Source organism: Prevotella fusca JCM 17724 (assembly GCF_001262015.1).
GTDB classification, from domain to species: Bacteria; Bacteroidota; Bacteroidia; order Bacteroidales; family Bacteroidaceae; genus Prevotella; species Prevotella fusca.
Map to the genome: position 1 here is coordinate 1,425,522 of NZ_CP012074.1, position 18,014 is coordinate 1,443,535.

At 43.8% G+C, this 18,014-nt stretch carries 14 protein-coding genes and 1 pseudogene; 2 read left to right on the plus strand and 13 right to left on the minus strand.

The genetic code is table 11. The features are described 5' to 3' along the window. Window position 1: 1 nt before the first annotated feature. The 8 genes from ADJ77_RS05860 to ADJ77_RS05895 form a co-directional block, all read right to left on the minus strand. Window positions 2-772: a hypothetical protein gene (locus ADJ77_RS05860; protein ID WP_025079216.1), complete on the minus strand. Its 771-nt coding sequence runs from the start codon at window positions 770-772 to the stop codon at window positions 2-4. Window positions 773-971: 199 nt separating this feature from the next. After that, a complete protein-coding gene (locus ADJ77_RS05865) occupies window positions 972-1,556 on the minus strand; it encodes a hypothetical protein (RefSeq protein WP_042741144.1) in 585 nt (194 codons plus the stop codon). Continuing rightward, window positions 1,553-2,581 (minus strand): hypothetical protein, encoded by a 1,029-nt coding sequence (locus ADJ77_RS05870; protein ID WP_042741143.1) that lies wholly within the window; start codon window positions 2,579-2,581, stop codon window positions 1,553-1,555. Before ADJ77_RS05870 ends, ADJ77_RS05865 begins: the two co-directional genes overlap by 4 nt. An 18-nt stretch (window positions 2,582-2,599) precedes the next feature. Further along, a complete protein-coding gene (locus tag ADJ77_RS05875) occupies window positions 2,600-4,432 on the minus strand; it encodes a type VI secretion system Vgr family protein (RefSeq protein WP_050696134.1) in 1,833 nt (610 codons plus the stop codon). 130 nt (window positions 4,433-4,562) lie between these two features. Continuing rightward, the gene (tssD, locus tag ADJ77_RS05880; RefSeq protein ID WP_050696135.1) at window positions 4,563-4,961 is read right to left on the minus strand and encodes a type VI secretion system tube protein TssD; all 399 of its coding nucleotides are present in this window, start codon (window positions 4,959-4,961) and stop codon (window positions 4,563-4,565) included. A gap of 1,060 nt (window positions 4,962-6,021) precedes the next feature. After that, window positions 6,022-6,651 (minus strand): toxin-antitoxin system YwqK family antitoxin, encoded by a 630-nt coding sequence (locus ADJ77_RS05885; RefSeq protein WP_025079269.1) that lies wholly within the window; start codon window positions 6,649-6,651, stop codon window positions 6,022-6,024. A gap of 87 nt (window positions 6,652-6,738) precedes the next feature. Further along, window positions 6,739-7,362: a hypothetical protein gene (locus ADJ77_RS05890; RefSeq protein ID WP_025079268.1), complete on the minus strand. Its 624-nt coding sequence runs from the start codon at window positions 7,360-7,362 to the stop codon at window positions 6,739-6,741. A gap of 48 nt (window positions 7,363-7,410) precedes the next feature. Next, window positions 7,411-8,589, minus strand: coding sequence for an IS4 family transposase (locus tag ADJ77_RS05895; RefSeq protein WP_050696136.1), 1,179 nt, complete (start codon window positions 8,587-8,589; stop codon window positions 7,411-7,413). A gap of 272 nt (window positions 8,590-8,861) precedes the next feature. Here ADJ77_RS05895 and ADJ77_RS14535 point away from each other — a divergent pair. Next, window positions 8,862-9,269, plus strand: a pseudogene (locus ADJ77_RS14535) (IS1380 family transposase); the annotation flags it as partial. Window positions 9,270-9,617: 348 nt separating this feature from the next. Next, window positions 9,618-10,982 (plus strand): hypothetical protein, encoded by a 1,365-nt coding sequence (locus tag ADJ77_RS05915; RefSeq protein ID WP_025077722.1) that lies wholly within the window; start codon window positions 9,618-9,620, stop codon window positions 10,980-10,982. A 475-nt stretch (window positions 10,983-11,457) separates the two neighbouring features. Here ADJ77_RS05915 and ADJ77_RS05920 read toward each other — a convergent pair whose 3' ends face one another. The 5 genes from ADJ77_RS05920 to topA form a co-directional block, all read right to left on the minus strand. Next, on the minus strand, window positions 11,458-11,937 hold the full coding sequence (locus ADJ77_RS05920; RefSeq protein ID WP_025077721.1) for a hypothetical protein: 480 nt from the start codon (window positions 11,935-11,937) through the stop codon (window positions 11,458-11,460). After that, the gene (locus ADJ77_RS05925) at window positions 11,927-12,439 is read right to left on the minus strand and encodes an RNA polymerase sigma factor (RefSeq protein WP_025077720.1); all 513 of its coding nucleotides are present in this window, start codon (window positions 12,437-12,439) and stop codon (window positions 11,927-11,929) included. The genes ADJ77_RS05920 and ADJ77_RS05925 overlap by 11 nt, the downstream gene beginning before the upstream one ends. A 489-nt stretch (window positions 12,440-12,928) precedes the next feature. Then, window positions 12,929-14,821, minus strand: a complete 1,893-nt coding sequence (speA, locus tag ADJ77_RS05935; protein ID WP_025077718.1) for a biosynthetic arginine decarboxylase — start codon at window positions 14,819-14,821, stop codon at window positions 12,929-12,931. Between the two features lie 156 nt (window positions 14,822-14,977). Continuing rightward, entirely contained in the window at window positions 14,978-15,550 is a 573-nt protein-coding gene (locus ADJ77_RS05940; protein WP_050696224.1) for a shikimate kinase, read from the minus strand. 93 nt (window positions 15,551-15,643) lie between these two features. Beyond that, window positions 15,644-17,980 carry a type I DNA topoisomerase gene (gene topA / locus ADJ77_RS05945; protein ID WP_025077717.1) on the minus strand — a complete coding sequence of 779 codons (2,337 nt, stop codon included), beginning with the start codon at window positions 17,978-17,980 and terminating at the stop codon, window positions 15,644-15,646. Window positions 17,981-18,014 lie beyond the last annotated feature (34 nt).

Consider the following 18,014-nt stretch of genomic DNA (forward strand, 5'->3'; position numbering starts at 1 on the left):
ATTATTGTTCCACTTGTTTAGTTAATTCGTATTTCCAATATACATTGATATCTTCTTTAGTGTAATCAATTTCTAATTGTGTCCAATCTGGGAAGAAACTATTCATAGGGACTTGTACTCGTCCGTAGTATTTGTTTATTCTACAGTTGGTTGACTCATTTATGTTCTCTCCCACAATAGAAAAACAACGTTTATCATCCATATCTTGTTCATGAAACAATCTCTCCTCAAATATGATATCATCAAAATCAGATAACATCACATTCCGTATCCTGCTCCATCCGATGGGTGTTTCATGTGGAATGCCAAATAAGATCAATCCGTAATAGAAATAATTATTCATGGGCATGTTATGTTCTTCGGAGGATTCCGTTATATTATTTATTCTCATTAGGTAATCATCTACAAAGAAGCCTTTGTAATCGGACAGCAGCAAAGAGCGTATAGACTCCCACTGTCTTAACAAAGCTAGTTTATTTTTTACCCCAATACCCCCAAAATTATCTATACTAACTTGTACTCCGTCATATCGGTAGGCACATCTTCGTAAAAAATCAGTGGATTTTATCAAAGATTTATCTAAACTTATAAAGACATCATTTATATTTGTTTCGTATAAATCTTTTACTTCCATTTCATTAAAATGGGACTTCTTTTGTTTAAAGGTTAATGTGCATTCTGTAGAAAAAAAACTTTCCTGTGGTGAGTCATTTAAATAGTCTACAGATAAATGTATCTTTATTAAATAGAGAAGTTTGTCATCTATATTCATTCTAAAAAATATTTGCTGGATGATTCAAGAACTTATCATTACAGTCATAAAGGAATATGATAATACCAAAGACATGAAACACTGACTTTCTATCTTATTTACTTCTACTACATACACATTGCTTTAAAGGTGAATATCTACTGTGTGAAAAGTTTTCTATTGTAATTAAGAAATTTAATGATGAACTCATTGTAAAAGTTTACCAAAAGTCTTCTGCCTCATAAGGTTTAGCCTCATTAATATTGGACTCCCAATTTTCTGTTAGGAAAGGATAAACCAATATGTTTTTACTAACTAATTTCCCATCCTTATCAAGCTGTTCTTTGTCATAAACAGAAGCCTTAGGAATATATATCTTTAATTGGTCAGTCTCATAAGGTGCACCTAATGATAGCAGATAAACATCTTCTTCTAATATTTCTCCATCATGGAGTAGTGTAAACTGATATACTGTATGCGACTTTAAGAAATCTATAGACAACTTGCTTATTTTATCCGATTCCTTGTACTTTGGGTAATTCTTATGTATCCATCCTGGAAGATGCTGCTGGATAAACTGCCAATCCTTTTCTGTAAGGAGACGAGGCTGCGGATTCCAGAGTTTATATTTTCCTATGATTCTATACCCTTTTTCTAACCAACCTTCTACACGTATCGGTCCCATTCCATTTGTACATAAATATTTTGGTTTCATTAAATTCCAAGTTAAAATAGTAACAAGAAAAGCACAACATATAAACAAAAAAAGATGTACCTTTCGGGGTAATTTATATAAATACTTCATAGCTTATAAAATCTCCAAAATTTGCTAGAAACATTTCTTGGAGTTCTTGCAGCTCTTACGGGATGAAAGGCTCCTGTTAAACGAAAACTAGCATTGTCTACTATAATATTTTTCTTTTTATCTCTCTCTTCATTCAGCTTTTGATATCTGTCCCTTTCCGTGCGAGTCAACTGCCTCGTTTGTGTGATATGATCGTATTTTGATGCTTTTCTACTTCTTTTCTTATTTAGGAGAGCAGCATCACATGCATCAAGGAAGTCATACTCGTCAGTGGTAAACAGTGTGTCACTGTACTCTGTTCTTCTCAGATAAGCATAAACCGTAACATTCAAGATTACAGAAATTCTAGAAGCTAAACTTTCCAAGAGTAATAATGGCAACTCTATTATGTATTGTTCTCCTCTGTCGAAAGACGTTTTTCCTTCTTTCTTAATAATTCTGTCTTGGTCTATATCTGGATTCCCTAATCCTGTTCTACAAGCATAGCTCTTCACTACAGCCTCTTTGACAAAAGATTCTTTTTTTATTTTTTTAAAAAAGTTTTCGTCTATAGGTGTACCTTTACGTAATTTCATCCAAGGTAGAATTTCTTTTACGACTCCATGCGCATAAAAATAGAGAGTTTCTATCTTTTGTTTTTTGGCAGACAAGCTATTAATATATGAGACTATATCATCAAGAGAGGAAATCATATGACAATCTAGCACTATCTTTTCCCCTGCTTTATTAGTTATACCTGTAACTGTTTTTTCTATATGGTCTAATTGACTTGCTGTATATCCTTCTGAACAAAGCAAAACGATCCACTTATATATTAGACCTAATCTGATTGTCCTGATAGCCTGATGAACAAACATAAGTTTACTGTTCCTACCGACACCTGCTACTGGATTCAACCCCAACGGATCTACATTTCTCCACCAGTCAGAGCTGTGTTGCTGTGTGCCTATAACTATGATATTCACTTTAGAATAGCTAATGCCAGACATTGCAGCAGAATCATATACAATACTATTATAACTCATTTCAGATTACCTGATAATTTATCCTTTACTTATTCTCGCATCATCGCCGCCCTGTAAAAGAGCCTTTGAAGCTGCACTAATGATAATATCTCCTTGAGTTACAGTCATAGACATGTCTGCTGTAGTTTGTTTAGTTTTTCCGACTATGTCCATTCGCAAATCTCCACCAATTGATGTCTCAACAGATTGACTAACAGAGGTTGTCTTTTCTCCTCCTATCGAAACATTTTTATCTCCTCCAATTGAAATATTTGCATCTTCTCCTACATTCAAATCTAAATTTCTGCCAACATTAATTTTCATATCTTCGGAGGCATCTATGTTGACATTCTTTGTGTTGACATTCACTTCTTCGGCAGAAGATATGGTGATGGTGCCATTTCTCTCATCAATGAAGATTTTATTGGCACGGGTTGTCTGTAGAAGGATAGTGTGGGCGGTATCATCAAAGGTGACGGTCGAACCACTCCGGGTGGTAAGACTTTTCTTGTGGTTGGCAGCAAAACCGCCCTTTCCCGTGAAACCGTTGAAGAGGCTGCCCATGACATAGGGACGGGAGGGGTCGCCGTGGCGGAAGCCGACGAGGACATGGTCGCCTACCTCGGGGATGAATACGAAGCCGCGGTTGCTCTTCACGTCACTACTGCTACCACCATCCGGTGTCATCACACGGATCCAGTTCGTGTTCATGTCGTCAGCCTGCCAGTTCATCCGCACCTGGATGCGGCCGCTGCCCTTAGGGTCGTCGTTCCTGGTCACCGTCGCCATCTGCGTCTCGGCATGCGGGATGCGTGCGTCGGGTACGGGAATCACCTCAAGGGCGGAGGGGAGAGCCTTGAAACGGTTGCGGTAGTAGCCGTCCTCGCCCACCTCGTGCACGATCTCGGTGATGATGAACTCGCCCAGCGTCCTGCGGGAGAGGGACCTGAAGGACTGGTAGAAGGAGCTGTCTATCTTGACGACGCTGCCCACGCACAGCCCCGGGACACGGCTCTCGGCGGTGACGTAGTGGCTCTCCGCCGTCTCTGCCGACTGCTTGCGGCGCATGTAGTCCACCAGCTCCGGACCGGAGTTGACACGCTGCTCGGCATACTGGCGTGCAGGGACGCTGAACAGCTTCATCGAGGCTGCCACCGCCTTGCGGGCAAGGAGGTCCTGCCCGGCCGTCTCCGACGGGCTCGCCTCGTCCATCTGCTGGTCGGACGAGGAGTGGTAGCTGTAGGCCTTCTTGGGACGGGCAAGCGTCTGGATGCCGATGTCAAGCGACGAGAGGGTGGTGCCGAACTCAAGGCAGACCGAGTCGGGAAGTGTCTTGGGGCGGCCGAAGACGAGGGATGTGCCGTCATAGTAGAGCCATTCCTTGTACTGTGAGGCAAGGCGGCGGATGAAACCGAACTGGGACTCGCCGTACTGGCAGAGATAGTCAGGCCTGCCGTCATAGGCGGCATTGACCCGTGACCCAACATTCGCATCGTCACAGAGCCGGCTGACGATCTCTCCGATCTTCTTCCCTGTCCATGAGAAGTTGCCGGGGGCGGTCTCCAGTCGGTAGGTGGCGGAGTAGCCGGACACGACGAGATGCCCGAACTCGCTGTCCTCACGGTGCATGTGGACGTTCGTCACCACGCCCAGGAAGGAGGTGCTGCCGTCTATGCGGACGGTCAGGGGCTCGCTGAGCCAGTCGGAGCTGCTGCCCATGTCATGTGAGAAGCGGCTGCTGCCGGTCTCGAGGTCGAGGACCAGCTCGAAGTAATGATGGTCGCCTATGCGCTGTTCCAGGCGGAAGGACTTGAAGGTAGGGATTGCAGTGTCACCGATGGTCACGGTGAAGCGTATGTCGGGAAATGCCATGTCGTATCGTTTTTACTGTGGTGATGTCTGTCGGGAAAGGGATGATCATAAGGAAAGGGATGTAGGCATAAGGCAGGAGGGCATGCCGGGAGCCCTGCTCCCTGACATACCCTCCCTGCTGTCCGTCGGCTTATGTGCGTGGCCAGCGGTTGTCAAGCTCCGCATTGCCCACCGTGATGGTCTCCGCAGAGAAGGTCATCGCAATGGTCATCGGAGTCTCGTTCTCAACGTTCAGCGTCTCCTTGTAGTGGACGATGTACGCATTCCTGAAGCAGATCTCCTTCATCTTCGCGTCCTCCTCGGTCTTCTTGTAGACGATCTTGCCCTCGACGGCCTTGAACTGGCTGTTGAGCATGGCCTCGATGGCCGTAGTGTCGTCCGTTGACTCTACCGTCACGCTTACGCGGCCGCCCGAGATGCTTGATGAAGGCTTGCCCTTGCTGTCGGTGTTGCGGCTGAACTCGTAGTTGGAATAGAGTACGTCATACTCCTTGCCACCCAATTCCAATGTTGCTCTGAATGAACCCATGATTGAAAAAATTTTAAGTTGTTAATAAATAATGATCAGAGAGGCAACTCTGCATCATCCTGCAAGGGACAAAAAAAGAGAAAACCTCAAACAACTTCCTGAAGTCTCCTCTGTGCGGCTGTGAACAGTCTTGCTCTGGAAGAAGAGGAAGAATTGCAATCTGTTGTATAATAGAATATTGTTTCCTACAATATATACGCAAATATATACTGCAAATATAGAAAGATAACCCCGTACATGCAAGTTTCTCATCCGTATTTTATCCACCTTTAACATTCCTTGTCAGGTTTTCGTTATTGCTGCCCGATAAGATAGAAACAGCATACGCTCCAAATGCGAGTTCTCTTTTAAACAGATAATATCGTATCAGCTCTGGAAGACAAGTCTCCTAATCAGATAAGCCTTGCTAAACTATATGCGTATCTCCCGCAAAATATCTACTGTCCCCTTGTTCACTTTTGACAGGACAACCCTTTCCTGACGACAAGCTGATCCCGTCCCGGTAACATATTGCAAGGTACTTGGCACCCAGCACCACATGTGCTTGCCATCAGCACCGCATGTGCTTGCCATCAGCACCACATGTGCTTACCATGGTCCAATATCAGAATAGTCCATAATATTGTCCGTTTTATATTCTTCAAAAGTGTGTAGGTTTAAGTCACTAAATGAATAATATAACCCCAGCGCATGGAGTAACTCATGTGCGCAGGTTGTGTCATCAAGACCTAAAGCCAACACCATTACTTCTTTTGAGCAAATTTTATGGGCATACCCATACTGGTTTTGATTCTCGTTGTACTCATTAATAAAAATATTTTATGCTAATTCTTATATTTATAAGTCTTCATATCTCCATTAAATACCTCTGTTACATAGTCAAAAACATGTGTCCAGCTCAGTCCTTATATGGCAAAGAACTTTCAACATTGGAGAAGTCACATGTCAGACGAACATTGGCTGCAATGTGATGAATGAATCGACAAGATTGCGGAATTAAGACACATTTAAGAAATCAAGGACTTGTATCTAACATATTACATAGACTATGTTTTCATATCTACTTTTGAGCTTTAAAATCCTCTTCTTTTATCACTTTTCTCGTATTGATGTCTATTATAACATTCTTAAATACATCATTCTTGCTTCGCCAGCAAATATCATATACTGGGGTACTGGTCTTATCAAGATAACGATGTACAATCGTGTGCTTGTCAAAGAAATCAACATGATATTCTTTCTCCATAAACAAGCGTACTTCATTCCAAGGATAATTCTTGAAAGGCTCATCCTTATCAATCTCTCTTATCAATATCCCATCTTCATTATATTCACTCCAGACGCCTATAGGAAAACCGTGGTTCTTATAACTAAATCCCCTCACATTGAGTTTGCCACTTGAGAAAAATCTACGATACTCCTCGACAAGTTCCCCATCCTTTAGTTTTCTTTCATAATAATAGTATACATTATTATCACTCATATATCTTTGTAGAACTTGCCATTGTCCTGTTCTATACATATATTCATTATTGTTTCCTCTGTTCATCTGGAACAGAAGTGTATCAATTTTTTCACTTGTTGTTTCCATTTGTTTTCCTATTTTAGCTCGGGTGTTACTACTATTATCAGGTACACTGCAACTGTTAATGCCTGTCAATATTATCGATAACATAATAAGTTTTTTCATTTGCTTTTTGCTTTATTAATCGTTTCATCTACAGTCTGCAATCCTCTATGCAAAATATTCCATTGATATAGCCAAGTAGAATCTACGCTATTTCTCTACCTTCCCTTCTACTTGATTAATTATCTTACCGGTATCCGCATTTATTTTAATTGTATAAACCTTAATGCCAACTTGCCACCGAATTCGCCATATAGGGATTTTACTATGTTTGCTCACATAACGATGGATAGAGACTTTCTTATCAAACAAATCCAGTTTCAATTCTTCTTTGACAAACTTCTCCACCTTTTCCCATGGGTAGTTCTTATAAGGGGCATCTTGGTCGTATTCATCTATTAAATAACCATTCTCATCATACTCTTTCCAAATACCACTATTAAAATCATTATAATAATATTTTCCTACTAATTTAAGAGTTCCCGTTTTATTGTAATACTCCTTACACGTTCCAAACAGGCTGTTGTCCTTTCTGGCATATTCTATATAATTAGAGCCATTATTGCCCCCAAACTGCCTCACTTTACCTCGCAAGTAATGCTCAAATTGATATTCATGTCCTTGCCTTTTCATATAATAGGTAGATGTGTCAAATCTCTCGGTTGTTCTTTCCATGTTCTTATTCTTTTTGATGTCACTACCACCTGTGCCCTGTGCCTTACAACTACCTGTTACAACAAGTAATGTAAGTAAAATAACTATTTGTCTTACCATATATATTGTATTTAAATTAGTACTGATGCGATAAAATCGCGTTAAGTTTTACATATTATCAAATAGAGGTAGTTCTTTGACATATTGATTGTAAATGACAGAGGTTCTCGGCTTAGTGATTAAATCTCTGAGGTGAGTTTTCTCCAAAGCAGAAACTCTTATCAGCGTTGCCACTTCCGTAATGGTGTATGGGCTTTTGTTGTCAGCCTTTATTCTTGCAACAAGCAGATAGGCGATGACTGCAACCCAGAGATGGATTCGGACTGCATTCCCGGAATACCCCCACAAGGTCTTCACGACAATGTTCTGCTTTATCCACTTGAAGAACACCTCTATGTCCCATCTGTGCCTATACAGGACGGACACTTCCACTGCGCTGATCTCGAAGTTGTTAGTGATGAACACTATTTCTTCACACGTCTCCTCATCATAGTGGCAGACTGCCCTGAAAGGCTCAGGGTAAAGTGCATGAGTCTTTGGCTGAGTCAAGCGAATGGTAAAGTCGCCTCGAATACCATCCTCTCGGGAGAAGTCTTTTCTATGACCAATAATCTCGTATTTCATGTTGTCCTTCGGTCTGGTAACCCAATAGGCTCCAGCCAAATGGAAGCGAAAGAACTCATCGAAGTCAACATAGGCCTTGTCCATCATATAGAAGGCAAGAGGCTCCGGCGCAGTCAGTTCAAGTTCGTTGCTGTCATGCCATCTGCCATCCGTGATGTGGATGTTTGCTGGAATGCTCCCGCGCAAGTCAAGCAGAGTGTGCATCTTCACCGCCCCCTTGTTGTATCTTCCTAAAGCCCATGTCGCAAGTTTGACACTTGTGGAGATGGTCGTGGAATCGAGGGAGTAAAGTACGTTGTCTATAGTGACATCTGGTATCGAGGTCCTTGTGTATAAAGGCCTTACCAGATTTATCATATAGATGCCAAACTCCTCATAGATGCGGTAATCCCGATTGTCGTTAGCTCGGGAAAGTGATGACTGGTTGACCGTGTTGCCAAATCCAAGATGGTAGAGGATGTCCTTGTGGGCACCAAGACACAGGCAGATGTCCCGTAGGGAATCACAACTCGTCAGCTGTCCAAACAAAAGGTGCAGAAGCTGGTTGTAACAAGTCAAATCCTTGACATGCCAGTCGCCACGGTACTTCTTCACGCACTTGTCGAACTGATAACGAGGTATGTACTTCACAACTTGTGAAAACACATATCGACCGACGTTCATAACAATGCAGTTTTGGTTGCAAAGTTACGCTGTCATTTTCAAATCAAAAAATCAAAGAACGATCTGAAACCCTTATTAATAAAGGGATATATGAAGTTTAATTTAAAATTATTGCATCACTAGTATATTTAAATCTTTACTTTAATTCCGCAGCACAAAGTCTTTTAAGAAACACAAGTGCCTGAGAAACAAAGTCTTCAAAACACTTGGACATGTCAGAGATTTCACCTATCTTGGTGCTGCAAACATAAAAAGCAAACAAAATATCCGACATGCCAAAGATAGCAATTAAAAACGAGAATATCACTTCTTTCGGAGGAATTTATCACATCATGGACGTTTATTCAAAGTTGGGTTTTGAAAAACTTACCGAATCCGTATTGGGCAGATGCAGCGGCAAGGCATTCAGCTATGGAAGCATTCTGTGTCCTCTCTTCTTCAGCTGCCTTTGTGGTGGAGAATGACTTGAGGACATCAATGCGCTTATAGAACAGTTCAGGCAGAGACCTGTTACGCTGTTACCCTGTGCCGACACTATGGGGCGCAGACTGAAGGAGCTTAACAAAAAGAATATTGTCTACAAGAACGAAACCTCCAGCAAGCCGTACAGTTTCAACACGGCAGAGATAAAGCATACTACTCTGAGATACTCCTTGAACAAACAGCATTTCCTTGTGGTCTTCATACTCCCCATTGGTTTGGGTGGGGGATTTCATGCTTAGACAAGACTCCAAACTCTCGAAGATGTCCTCACGTCAACGTATAGAGAGCCGAAAAGAGATCTCAACACATAAAACTGTCTCACAAGGAAAAATGCTGCGGAATTGAGGACAGTTGTAAGATGACAATAATACTGTTCGTTAATTGAGAAGTTAAATCCCCGTAACGATACTGATATTCAAGTTTCTTTTAGTATCTTTGCACTCGAGTTATAGCGCATCGCAAAGACCTGATGCCCTTACACCTTTGTTGTAAAGGCAGGAAACGACTAACAAGGTGCGCCAGTTACAAATTAGAGACAGGATAAAATGAGAAAAATTATTATTGCAGCATCTATGGCATTGCTTTTTGCCGCTTGTGGAAATGACGATAATTCCTTTACCCCAACCCCACCAACACAAGAAAAAGTAATCGAGGTAACGACTGATGACATTGTGAAGTTTCTCAACCTTGATAAGCAACTGAATGTTTATCAGGCTTTGGAGAAGGCAAAATCCGATTTGGGAAAGAAAAGCATCAATGGTAAGGAAGTGAACGTTACGGCTGTGAGCGTGGTAAAAAGCGATGAAGAGAAGGGAACGTTTACACTGAGAGTGATGGGTAATTGCGGTGGCAAGCCATTCGTTAAGGATGTAGATTATAACGGTTTTGCACAGAAGCCTTCCGATGAAGAGATGGTTATGCGCGCTGTTGCTTCGTGGAAAAAGGGCGTTGACTATCAAAGTGGGGTCGATTTCGACACACTTTATCGTCTGAAAGATAACAGCAAGTTCACTGCAACCTACCTGCAAAAGTTTGTAAATCTATCATCTTCAGACATTGATGGCAACAAACATTATACCTTTACGCCAGCCGATTGGGCTAATACGACTATTAGCGACGTGCGCTACATTGGTGGCAGTTCGTCGGGACGTATTGCATTCACAATTACCTATAAGGGTAGAAAGGGTAAGACAAGCGATAACAGCATTAACGGTTCACCCAGCGTCAGCTTCGACAAGAACCTGTACTATCGCAACCAAATAAGTATTAACACAGCAGAAGCCAGCAAGTTATACATGCGCGGAACGTATGAGCATGCAGATGTTTTCTACACATCTTTGCTTAAATATGACAAGGACAAGTTTGTGCCTTATCTCAAGGGTAAGTACAGAGACAATGGTACAAACTCATTAAGATTCTCAATCAACCTTGTTGCAAAAGATGGTCACGATACGGAATTAGCTAACTTTGATGTGACAATCACAGACTTCAAGTCACTGTCTGCACTGAACGATGAACTTACGATTGCCAGCAGTACAAAAGTTGGTGAGTTCTTTGGCAAACGCTATAGAAACAAGACCGATGGTGATTACACTGATGCAGTGAAGGCATTATCGCCACAGCTGTGGTTTAACAACGTACAGATGGGATTAACACGTGATGGCAGATTTATCGACATGTATGCAGAAAAGGTAAGAAGCGAGAACGGAAACTATAATGTTACAGCATGGATTCCTAACAGTGGAATCGCAAAATATTTAGATATTTATCTTTTAGAACCTCGTATTGAGGTATCAAGTGCTAAGAAGACGGGGTATTTCCTCAATATCACGTATAAGATTACCTATGTCAACGATGTGGCTGTAGACGGTAAGGAACGCACATTAAATGTGCATTTAATTGAACCTTAACACTGTCTGCACAGTGTTCATAACGCAGTAGCATCATCTCCTCGAACATTGGTTAACAAACAAACCCAAACGCCCCTCGTACAGCAAGTACAAGGGGCGTTTTGTCATTTCAGGGCAGCCAGAGCTTAACATTTACAGAAACTGCGTTTATTGACAGTATCAAGCCCTGTCCGGAACATTCCTCATAAGCATCCAAGCTGTTCATTGAACCCAAAGCGTTCATTGAACCAGAACAGATTTTGTGTTATATGACCGAGAAGAATGTTTGTCTTTGCAACAAAGGTGTAACAGACTACGGCTAATTTAGAAGCCCATCGCTTCCACTTACCTCTGCACAAAAGAAAAACCGACACCCACAAGGAGTATCGGCTCTTCTACGTTAGTATGTTATGAAAAATTTGAGAGAATTGAGACTTCACAGCCTCGAGTTGTTTTACTTAAAATGATTATTTATAGAGAAAGCATAGAAATTGTCTTACTTTGTGATTGTTGATACAGTAGACTGTATCTTGTGCTGCAAGGTGTCACTCTTTACAGAGTCAGCCTTGGCAACGGACGGACCTTCCTGCGGTCTGTCAACAGCAGCTGTGCTTGGGGTTACCTGACGGACATCACCATCAGAGAAAGCCACCTGCATGGCATTGCCCAAGGTAAGGAAGATAGCCACCACAGCGGCAGCCTTGAAGAGTGGCATAAGGCGATGGCGCATTGTTATGACACGTGCCTTGACCGGCTCGTCTTCCCTGATAAGTCCCAGGACTTTCTGGTCAAAGTCATCGCCCAAGACATCCACAGCTTTCTCGTTCTGCTCATAGATGAACAGATGGCGATAAGGCAGCAAAGCAGCTGGAATGTCCTCCTGTGAGAAGAACATACGCAAGATTTCCTCCTCTTGGAGAGAAGTCTCGCAACGCCAGTAGCGTTCCAGTAATTGTTCGATGTACTTATAATCCATAATTGTCTAATTTCAAATATTGTTGTTTGACCGTCTGACGGGCTCTGAAGATATTGACTTTCACCTGTTCTTCGCTGATTTCAAGGACTTCAGCAATCTCTTTGTATGACTTTCCTTCAAAATCTCTTAGCTGCATACAACTTCGTTGTTTCTCAGGAAGACCATCTACAATCTGTTTTACAAGATTAATCTTGTCCTCTTCTATCATTCGGTCTTGAGGATTGGATGAAGCAAGGGGTTCGGATATCTTCACATCTTCCAAGGAGTCATTGTTATTTTCCTTCTTCTTGATGCGGTCGAGCGACAGGTTCCGGCATACGGTGAGACTGAATGCTTCGATGGAATCGATGTTTTCCCACTCGTATCGGCGGTTCCAGACCTTTATCAGCGTGTCCTGCACGATGTCCTCAGCCTCAGCTCTGTTGAGCGTGATACGGAGTGCAAGCCGGAAGAGTTCGTTCTTCAACGGCAACACATCGTTACGGAAACTGACTTTTTTCATCTTCTCTCTGTTTAAATGACGGTTATCTATGGGGGAAAGTTACAGGAACGAAGGCAAAAATGCCGTTATTTAACTTTCATTAAGCCTTTAATTGTCATGAAAGCAACGCATAAAACTGCACTTCAATCGGCCTTACTACTATGTCAAAAGGACATCTGCCACGAATTATCTTCACGAAAAAAAAGAATTATTTTCATGAAAAAAAATATTTTTCTTCATGAAAAGAAATAATTATTTTCATGAAAAGAATTCGGCAATGACGCTCCTCGACAGGAAAAACAAGGATAAACTGCAGGAACGGACATCCACATCTACCTAAAGAAACACCCACGTTTAGCAAGCATCTATTAACGACACAGGGACGCACAATCCGTGCGTCCGAAACCAATGTCTCGATGGCGGACACACGAGCCGTGCGCCTCTACAGATTATCAATGACTACATTTTCATATCCTGCGGTCAGCCTGCTTGCCCAAAGGGACTTGCAGTCTACTCCAGATATGTGTAACCGTAAAGACCGCTACGGTAATTGCTGAGGAATTCCTTACCCTCCTCAAGCGAAATCCTACCTTGCTTTACGCTCTTTGTCACCCAGATTTCAAGTTGGCGGACAAGTTTCTTAGGATTATACTGAACGTACTCCAAAACCTCTTCCACCGTCTCACCATCAAAAATCTGGTCGATATGATAGCTGCCATCCTTTACCGAGATGTGTACAGCATTGGTGTCGCCGAAGAGATTGTGCATGTCGCCCAGGATTTCCTGATAGGCACCAATGAGGAACACACCGAGGTAATAAGGCTCGTTCTTCTTCAGCGCGTGAACCGGCAACACATGGCTGCTGCGTCCCATTGCTACGAAGTTTGAAATCTTACCGTCGCTGTCACAGGTAATATCCTGCAAGGTGGCATTGCGTGCCGGACGCTCATTGAGTCGCTGAATCGGCATTACCGGGAAGAGTTGGTCTATTGCCCAGCTGTCCGGGAGCGACTGAAAGAGTGAGAAGTTACAGAAGTACTTGTCGGCAAGCAGCTTATCCATATTGCGCAACTCATCCGGTACATGCTTCATATTCTTTGCCAGATTGTTGATTTCATGGCACACACTCCAGTACATCGCCTCAATCTCGGCACGTGTCTTCAGGTCAACCATACCATGAGAGAACAGCTCCAAGGCTTCCTCACGGATCTGCTCTGCATCGTGCCAGTCCTCCAGCATATTGCGTGAATCAAGGTTATCCCAAATATCGTAGAGGTCTTTTACCAACTGATGGTCTGTATCACTTGCCTCAAACTCCTCTGACATCTCAGGCAGGGAAGCTGTTTCGAGCACATCAATCACGAGAACTGAGTGATGGGCAGAGAGGCTTCTGCCACTCTCGGTGATGATGTTCGGGTGTGGAATATCGTTCTTGTTGGCTGCATCAACAAAGGTGTAGACACAGTCGTTGACGTATTCCTGGATGCTATAGTTCACTGAGCTTTCACTGCTTGACGAGCGGGTTCCGTCGTAGTCAACGCCCAATCCACCGCCACAATCCACGAAATCAACGTTATAACCCATCTTTCTGAGGTTCACATAGTACTGTGCTGCCTCGTTGAGTGCGGTCTGAATACGGCGAATCTTTGTAATCTGTGAACCGATATGAAAGTGAATCAGGTGCAGACTGTCATGCAGCCCCTTGTCATCGAGTGTCTCCAACGCCTGCAGAAGTTCAGAAGACGTAAGCCCGAACTTGGAAGCATCGCCGCCACTGTCAGCCCATTTGCCGGAACCACTGGATGCCAGCTTGATGCGGATGCCGAGGTTCGGCTTTACGTTCAGTTTCTTTGCTGCACGTGCAATGAGGTCGATTTCATTGAGTTTCTCCACTACGATGAAGATGCGCTTACCCATCTTCTGTGCCAGTAAGGCCAGTTCTATATAGCTCTGGTCCTTGTATCCGTTACAGATAATGAGCGAATCGCTCTGGCACTGTACGGCGATCACTGCATGCAACTCGGGTTTTGAACCAGCCTCCAAGCCGAGGTTGAACTTGCGTCCGTGAGAGATAATCTCCTCAACCACCGGCTGCATCTGGTTTACCTTAATAGGATAGATGATGAAGTTCTCAGCTTTGAAATCGTATTCCTTCTTTGCCTTCTCAAAGCAGGAGGATGTCTTCTCGATACGGTTATCGAGAATATCGGGGAAACGAAGCAACACCGGCGGTGTCACATCGCGCAAGGAGAGTTCGTCCATGACGTCACGTAGGTCAATCTGCGTATTGTCCTTACACGGCGTTACATACACGTCACCCTTGGGGTTGATGCCAAAGTAAGATGTACCCCACCCTGAGATGTTGTACAATTCTTGAGAATCTTCAATCGTCCACTTTTTCATTTCCAATATTCTATCCCTATATATAATCTTTATTCAATCTGTTTACTTTTTCTAAATGACGCCTTTCTGCTGTGCGGAGCATAGCTCTGTAATCCTCAGACAACTGCTTGTCATATCGTGAAGGACAGCTTTACAGCCATAACATTCACCATGCTATCATCGACGGACAGCCTTGTCAATCTTCAGCAGCTGGCAGAGCTGGGTGACGGAAATCTGTATCTTGTCGTAACTGTCCATAAGACTCACGTCAAGAACGTGCTTCGCCTTCATGTAGAAAGGCTCACGCCCCTTCAACTGTTCACGGATGAACAGGCTGACCTCATCAGGTGCCTTATTGAGCAGAAGGGGGCGGACTGACTTGCCCATCTGCAGATGCTTGAAAAGGACGTCCGGCTCTACTTTCAGGTAAACGGTCTCAGCCTGCCCGTTCATATACTCCATATTATCAAAGAAACAGGGAGTTCCTCCTCCGCAGGAGATAATGACATTTTCAAACTCTGCAACCTCATGAAGCATTGACTTTTCCATCAAACGGAAGCCATTTTCCCCCTTTTCATCGAAGATTTGCTTCACAGTCTTGCGCATACGGCTCTCTATGTACCAGTCCAAGTCATAGAAGGGAATGTTCAATTCCTTCGACAAAGCCCTGCCGACTGTCGTCTTCCCGGCTCCCATATAGCCAATGAGAATGATGCGCAACGGTCTGTTCTCTTCCTTGTGGTCTGCCATGCTCACGATATATTTATCATCCACCCTATAGTCTGCAGTTGCAAGACTATGTGGTGGATGTCTTTCTTTCCGTTAAAGGTGAGTCTGTATTCACTACTTCTTACGCTTTGGCTCCGGGGCATTCTTTACGATGTCCATGCACTGCTCGTAAGTAAGTTCTGCAGCTTTCTCGTGGAGTGCCTTCGGCATACGGTAGTTCTTGCCATCATAGGCAATATAAGGACCGTAACGACCGTTCATCACTTCCATCTTGGCATCTTCTTCAAAAGTCTTCAAGTGACGCTGTGCATCCTGCAGACGCTTCTTCTGAATAAGGTTGATAGCGGCATCAAGGCTGATGGTAAGCGGGTCTTCCTCCTTTGGAAGTGAGGTGTACTTCTTGTTATGGAGCACGTAAGGACCGAAGCGACCAGCACCGATCACAACGTCTGTACCCTCAAACTGACCTACCTTACGTGGCAGCTTGAACAATTCCAACGCTTCCTCAAGGGTGATGGTTTCCATGCTCTTGTCTGACGGAAGCTGTGAGAATCGTGGTTTGTCCTCATCATCTGCACTGCCAATCTGCACAACCGGACCGAAACGACCAATCTTAACGAACACCGGCTTGCCTGTCTTTGGCTCGACACCAAGCTCACGTTCGCCTGCCTTATGCTCGGAACGGGCATTCATAACCTTCTCCACCTCTGGTTCAAAACCTTGATAAAAGGTCTTCATCTTCTTATTCCATTCAGCCTTTCCTTCAGCAATCTTATCGAAATCCTGCTCAACTTTGGCTGTAAAGTTATAGTCCATAATCTCCGGGAAGTTCGCCATAAGAAAGTCGTTCACAACAATTCCGATGTCTGTCGGGATGAGTTTGCCCTTGTCTGCACCAGCCATTTCCTTCTTGGTCTTGGAAGTTACCTTCAGACCAAGGAGTGAGTCAACAGCATACTTACGCTCTTCACCCTTGCGGTCACCCTTCTGTACGTATTCACGTTGCTGGATGGTTGAGATTGTCGGAGCGTATGTTGACGGGCGACCGATGCCAAGTTCTTCAAGTTTGCGCACCAGACTTGCCTCCGTATAACGGTTAGGTCCCTGTGAATAACGCTCTGTTGAAACGATTTCACGACGTTCAAGTTCCTCGCCTTCGTGCATTACCGGCAGCGCATGTGAGAACTCCTCGTTGTTTTCATCATCGTCAGTCGATTCGTTATAAACTTTCAGGAAGCCCTCGAAAGCAATCACTTCGCCGTTGGAAACAAACAGCAGATCAGTGTTGTTCTTGCCATCTTCCGCCTCAAGTGATATGTTTACAGTGGTCTTCTCTATCTGTGCATCAGCCATCTGCGACGCAATGGTGCGCTTCCAGATAAGGTCGTAAAGACGCTTCTCCTGGCTTGTCCCTTCGATAGAAACATTATCAATATATGTAGGACGGATAGCCTCGTGCGCCTCCTGCGCCCCTTTGCTATGGGTCTGATACTTTCTTACTTTACTATAATTCTCACCATAGAGCCGCTCAATCTCCTCCTTGCAGGTGCTGACAGCCAAACTGGAAAGATTCACACTGTCGGTTCGCATGTAAGTAATACGTCCTGCCTCATACAATCGCTGGGCAACCATCATCGTCTGACTTACGGTGAAGCCGAGCTTTCTTGCAGCTTCCTGCTGCAGTGTTGAGGTTGTGAACGGAGGAGCCGGGGTGCGTTTCAAAGGTTTCTTTGCTATCGATGAAACCTTGAATTTTGAAGTCTTGCACAGTTCAAGGAAGTCCAAAGCCTCCTCATGTGTCTTGAAACGCTTGCTCAATTCAGCCTTTACTTCACTCTTCGAGCCATCCTCACCGGTTACAGCAAAGACTGCATTCAATCGGTAGTAAGGCTCAGAATTGAAGTTCTGTACCTCACGTTCGCGCTCTACAATCAACCTCACGGCAACGCTCTGCACACGTCCGGCACTCAAAGCCGGCTTTACCTTGCGCCACAGCACCGGTGAAAGACGGAAGCCTACCAGGCGGTCGAGTACGCGACGGGCCTGCTGTGCGTTCACAAGATTCATATCCAGACGGCGTGGCGACTCAATTGCTTTCAATATGGCGGGCTTGGTAATCTCATGGAACACGATACGATTCGTTTTCTCTTCATCCAGCCCTAACACCTCACAAAGATGCCAGCTGATAGCTTCTCCCTCGCGGTCCTCATCGGAAGCCAACCAGACTTTCTTGGCTGCTTTAGCACTTTTCTTCAGTTCACTGACTACTTTCTTCTTCTCGTCAGGGATTTCATAATCGGGATTCAACGTGTCGAGATCAATGCTAAGTTCCTTCTTTTTCAAGTCGCGGATATGACCATAAGACGACATAACCTTATAGTCCTTACCGAGAAACTTCTCAATGGTCTTAGCCTTTGCCGGGCTCTCTACTATTACCAAGTTTTCTTGCATAATCAATCTTGTACATTTTTTCAAGGGCGCAAAA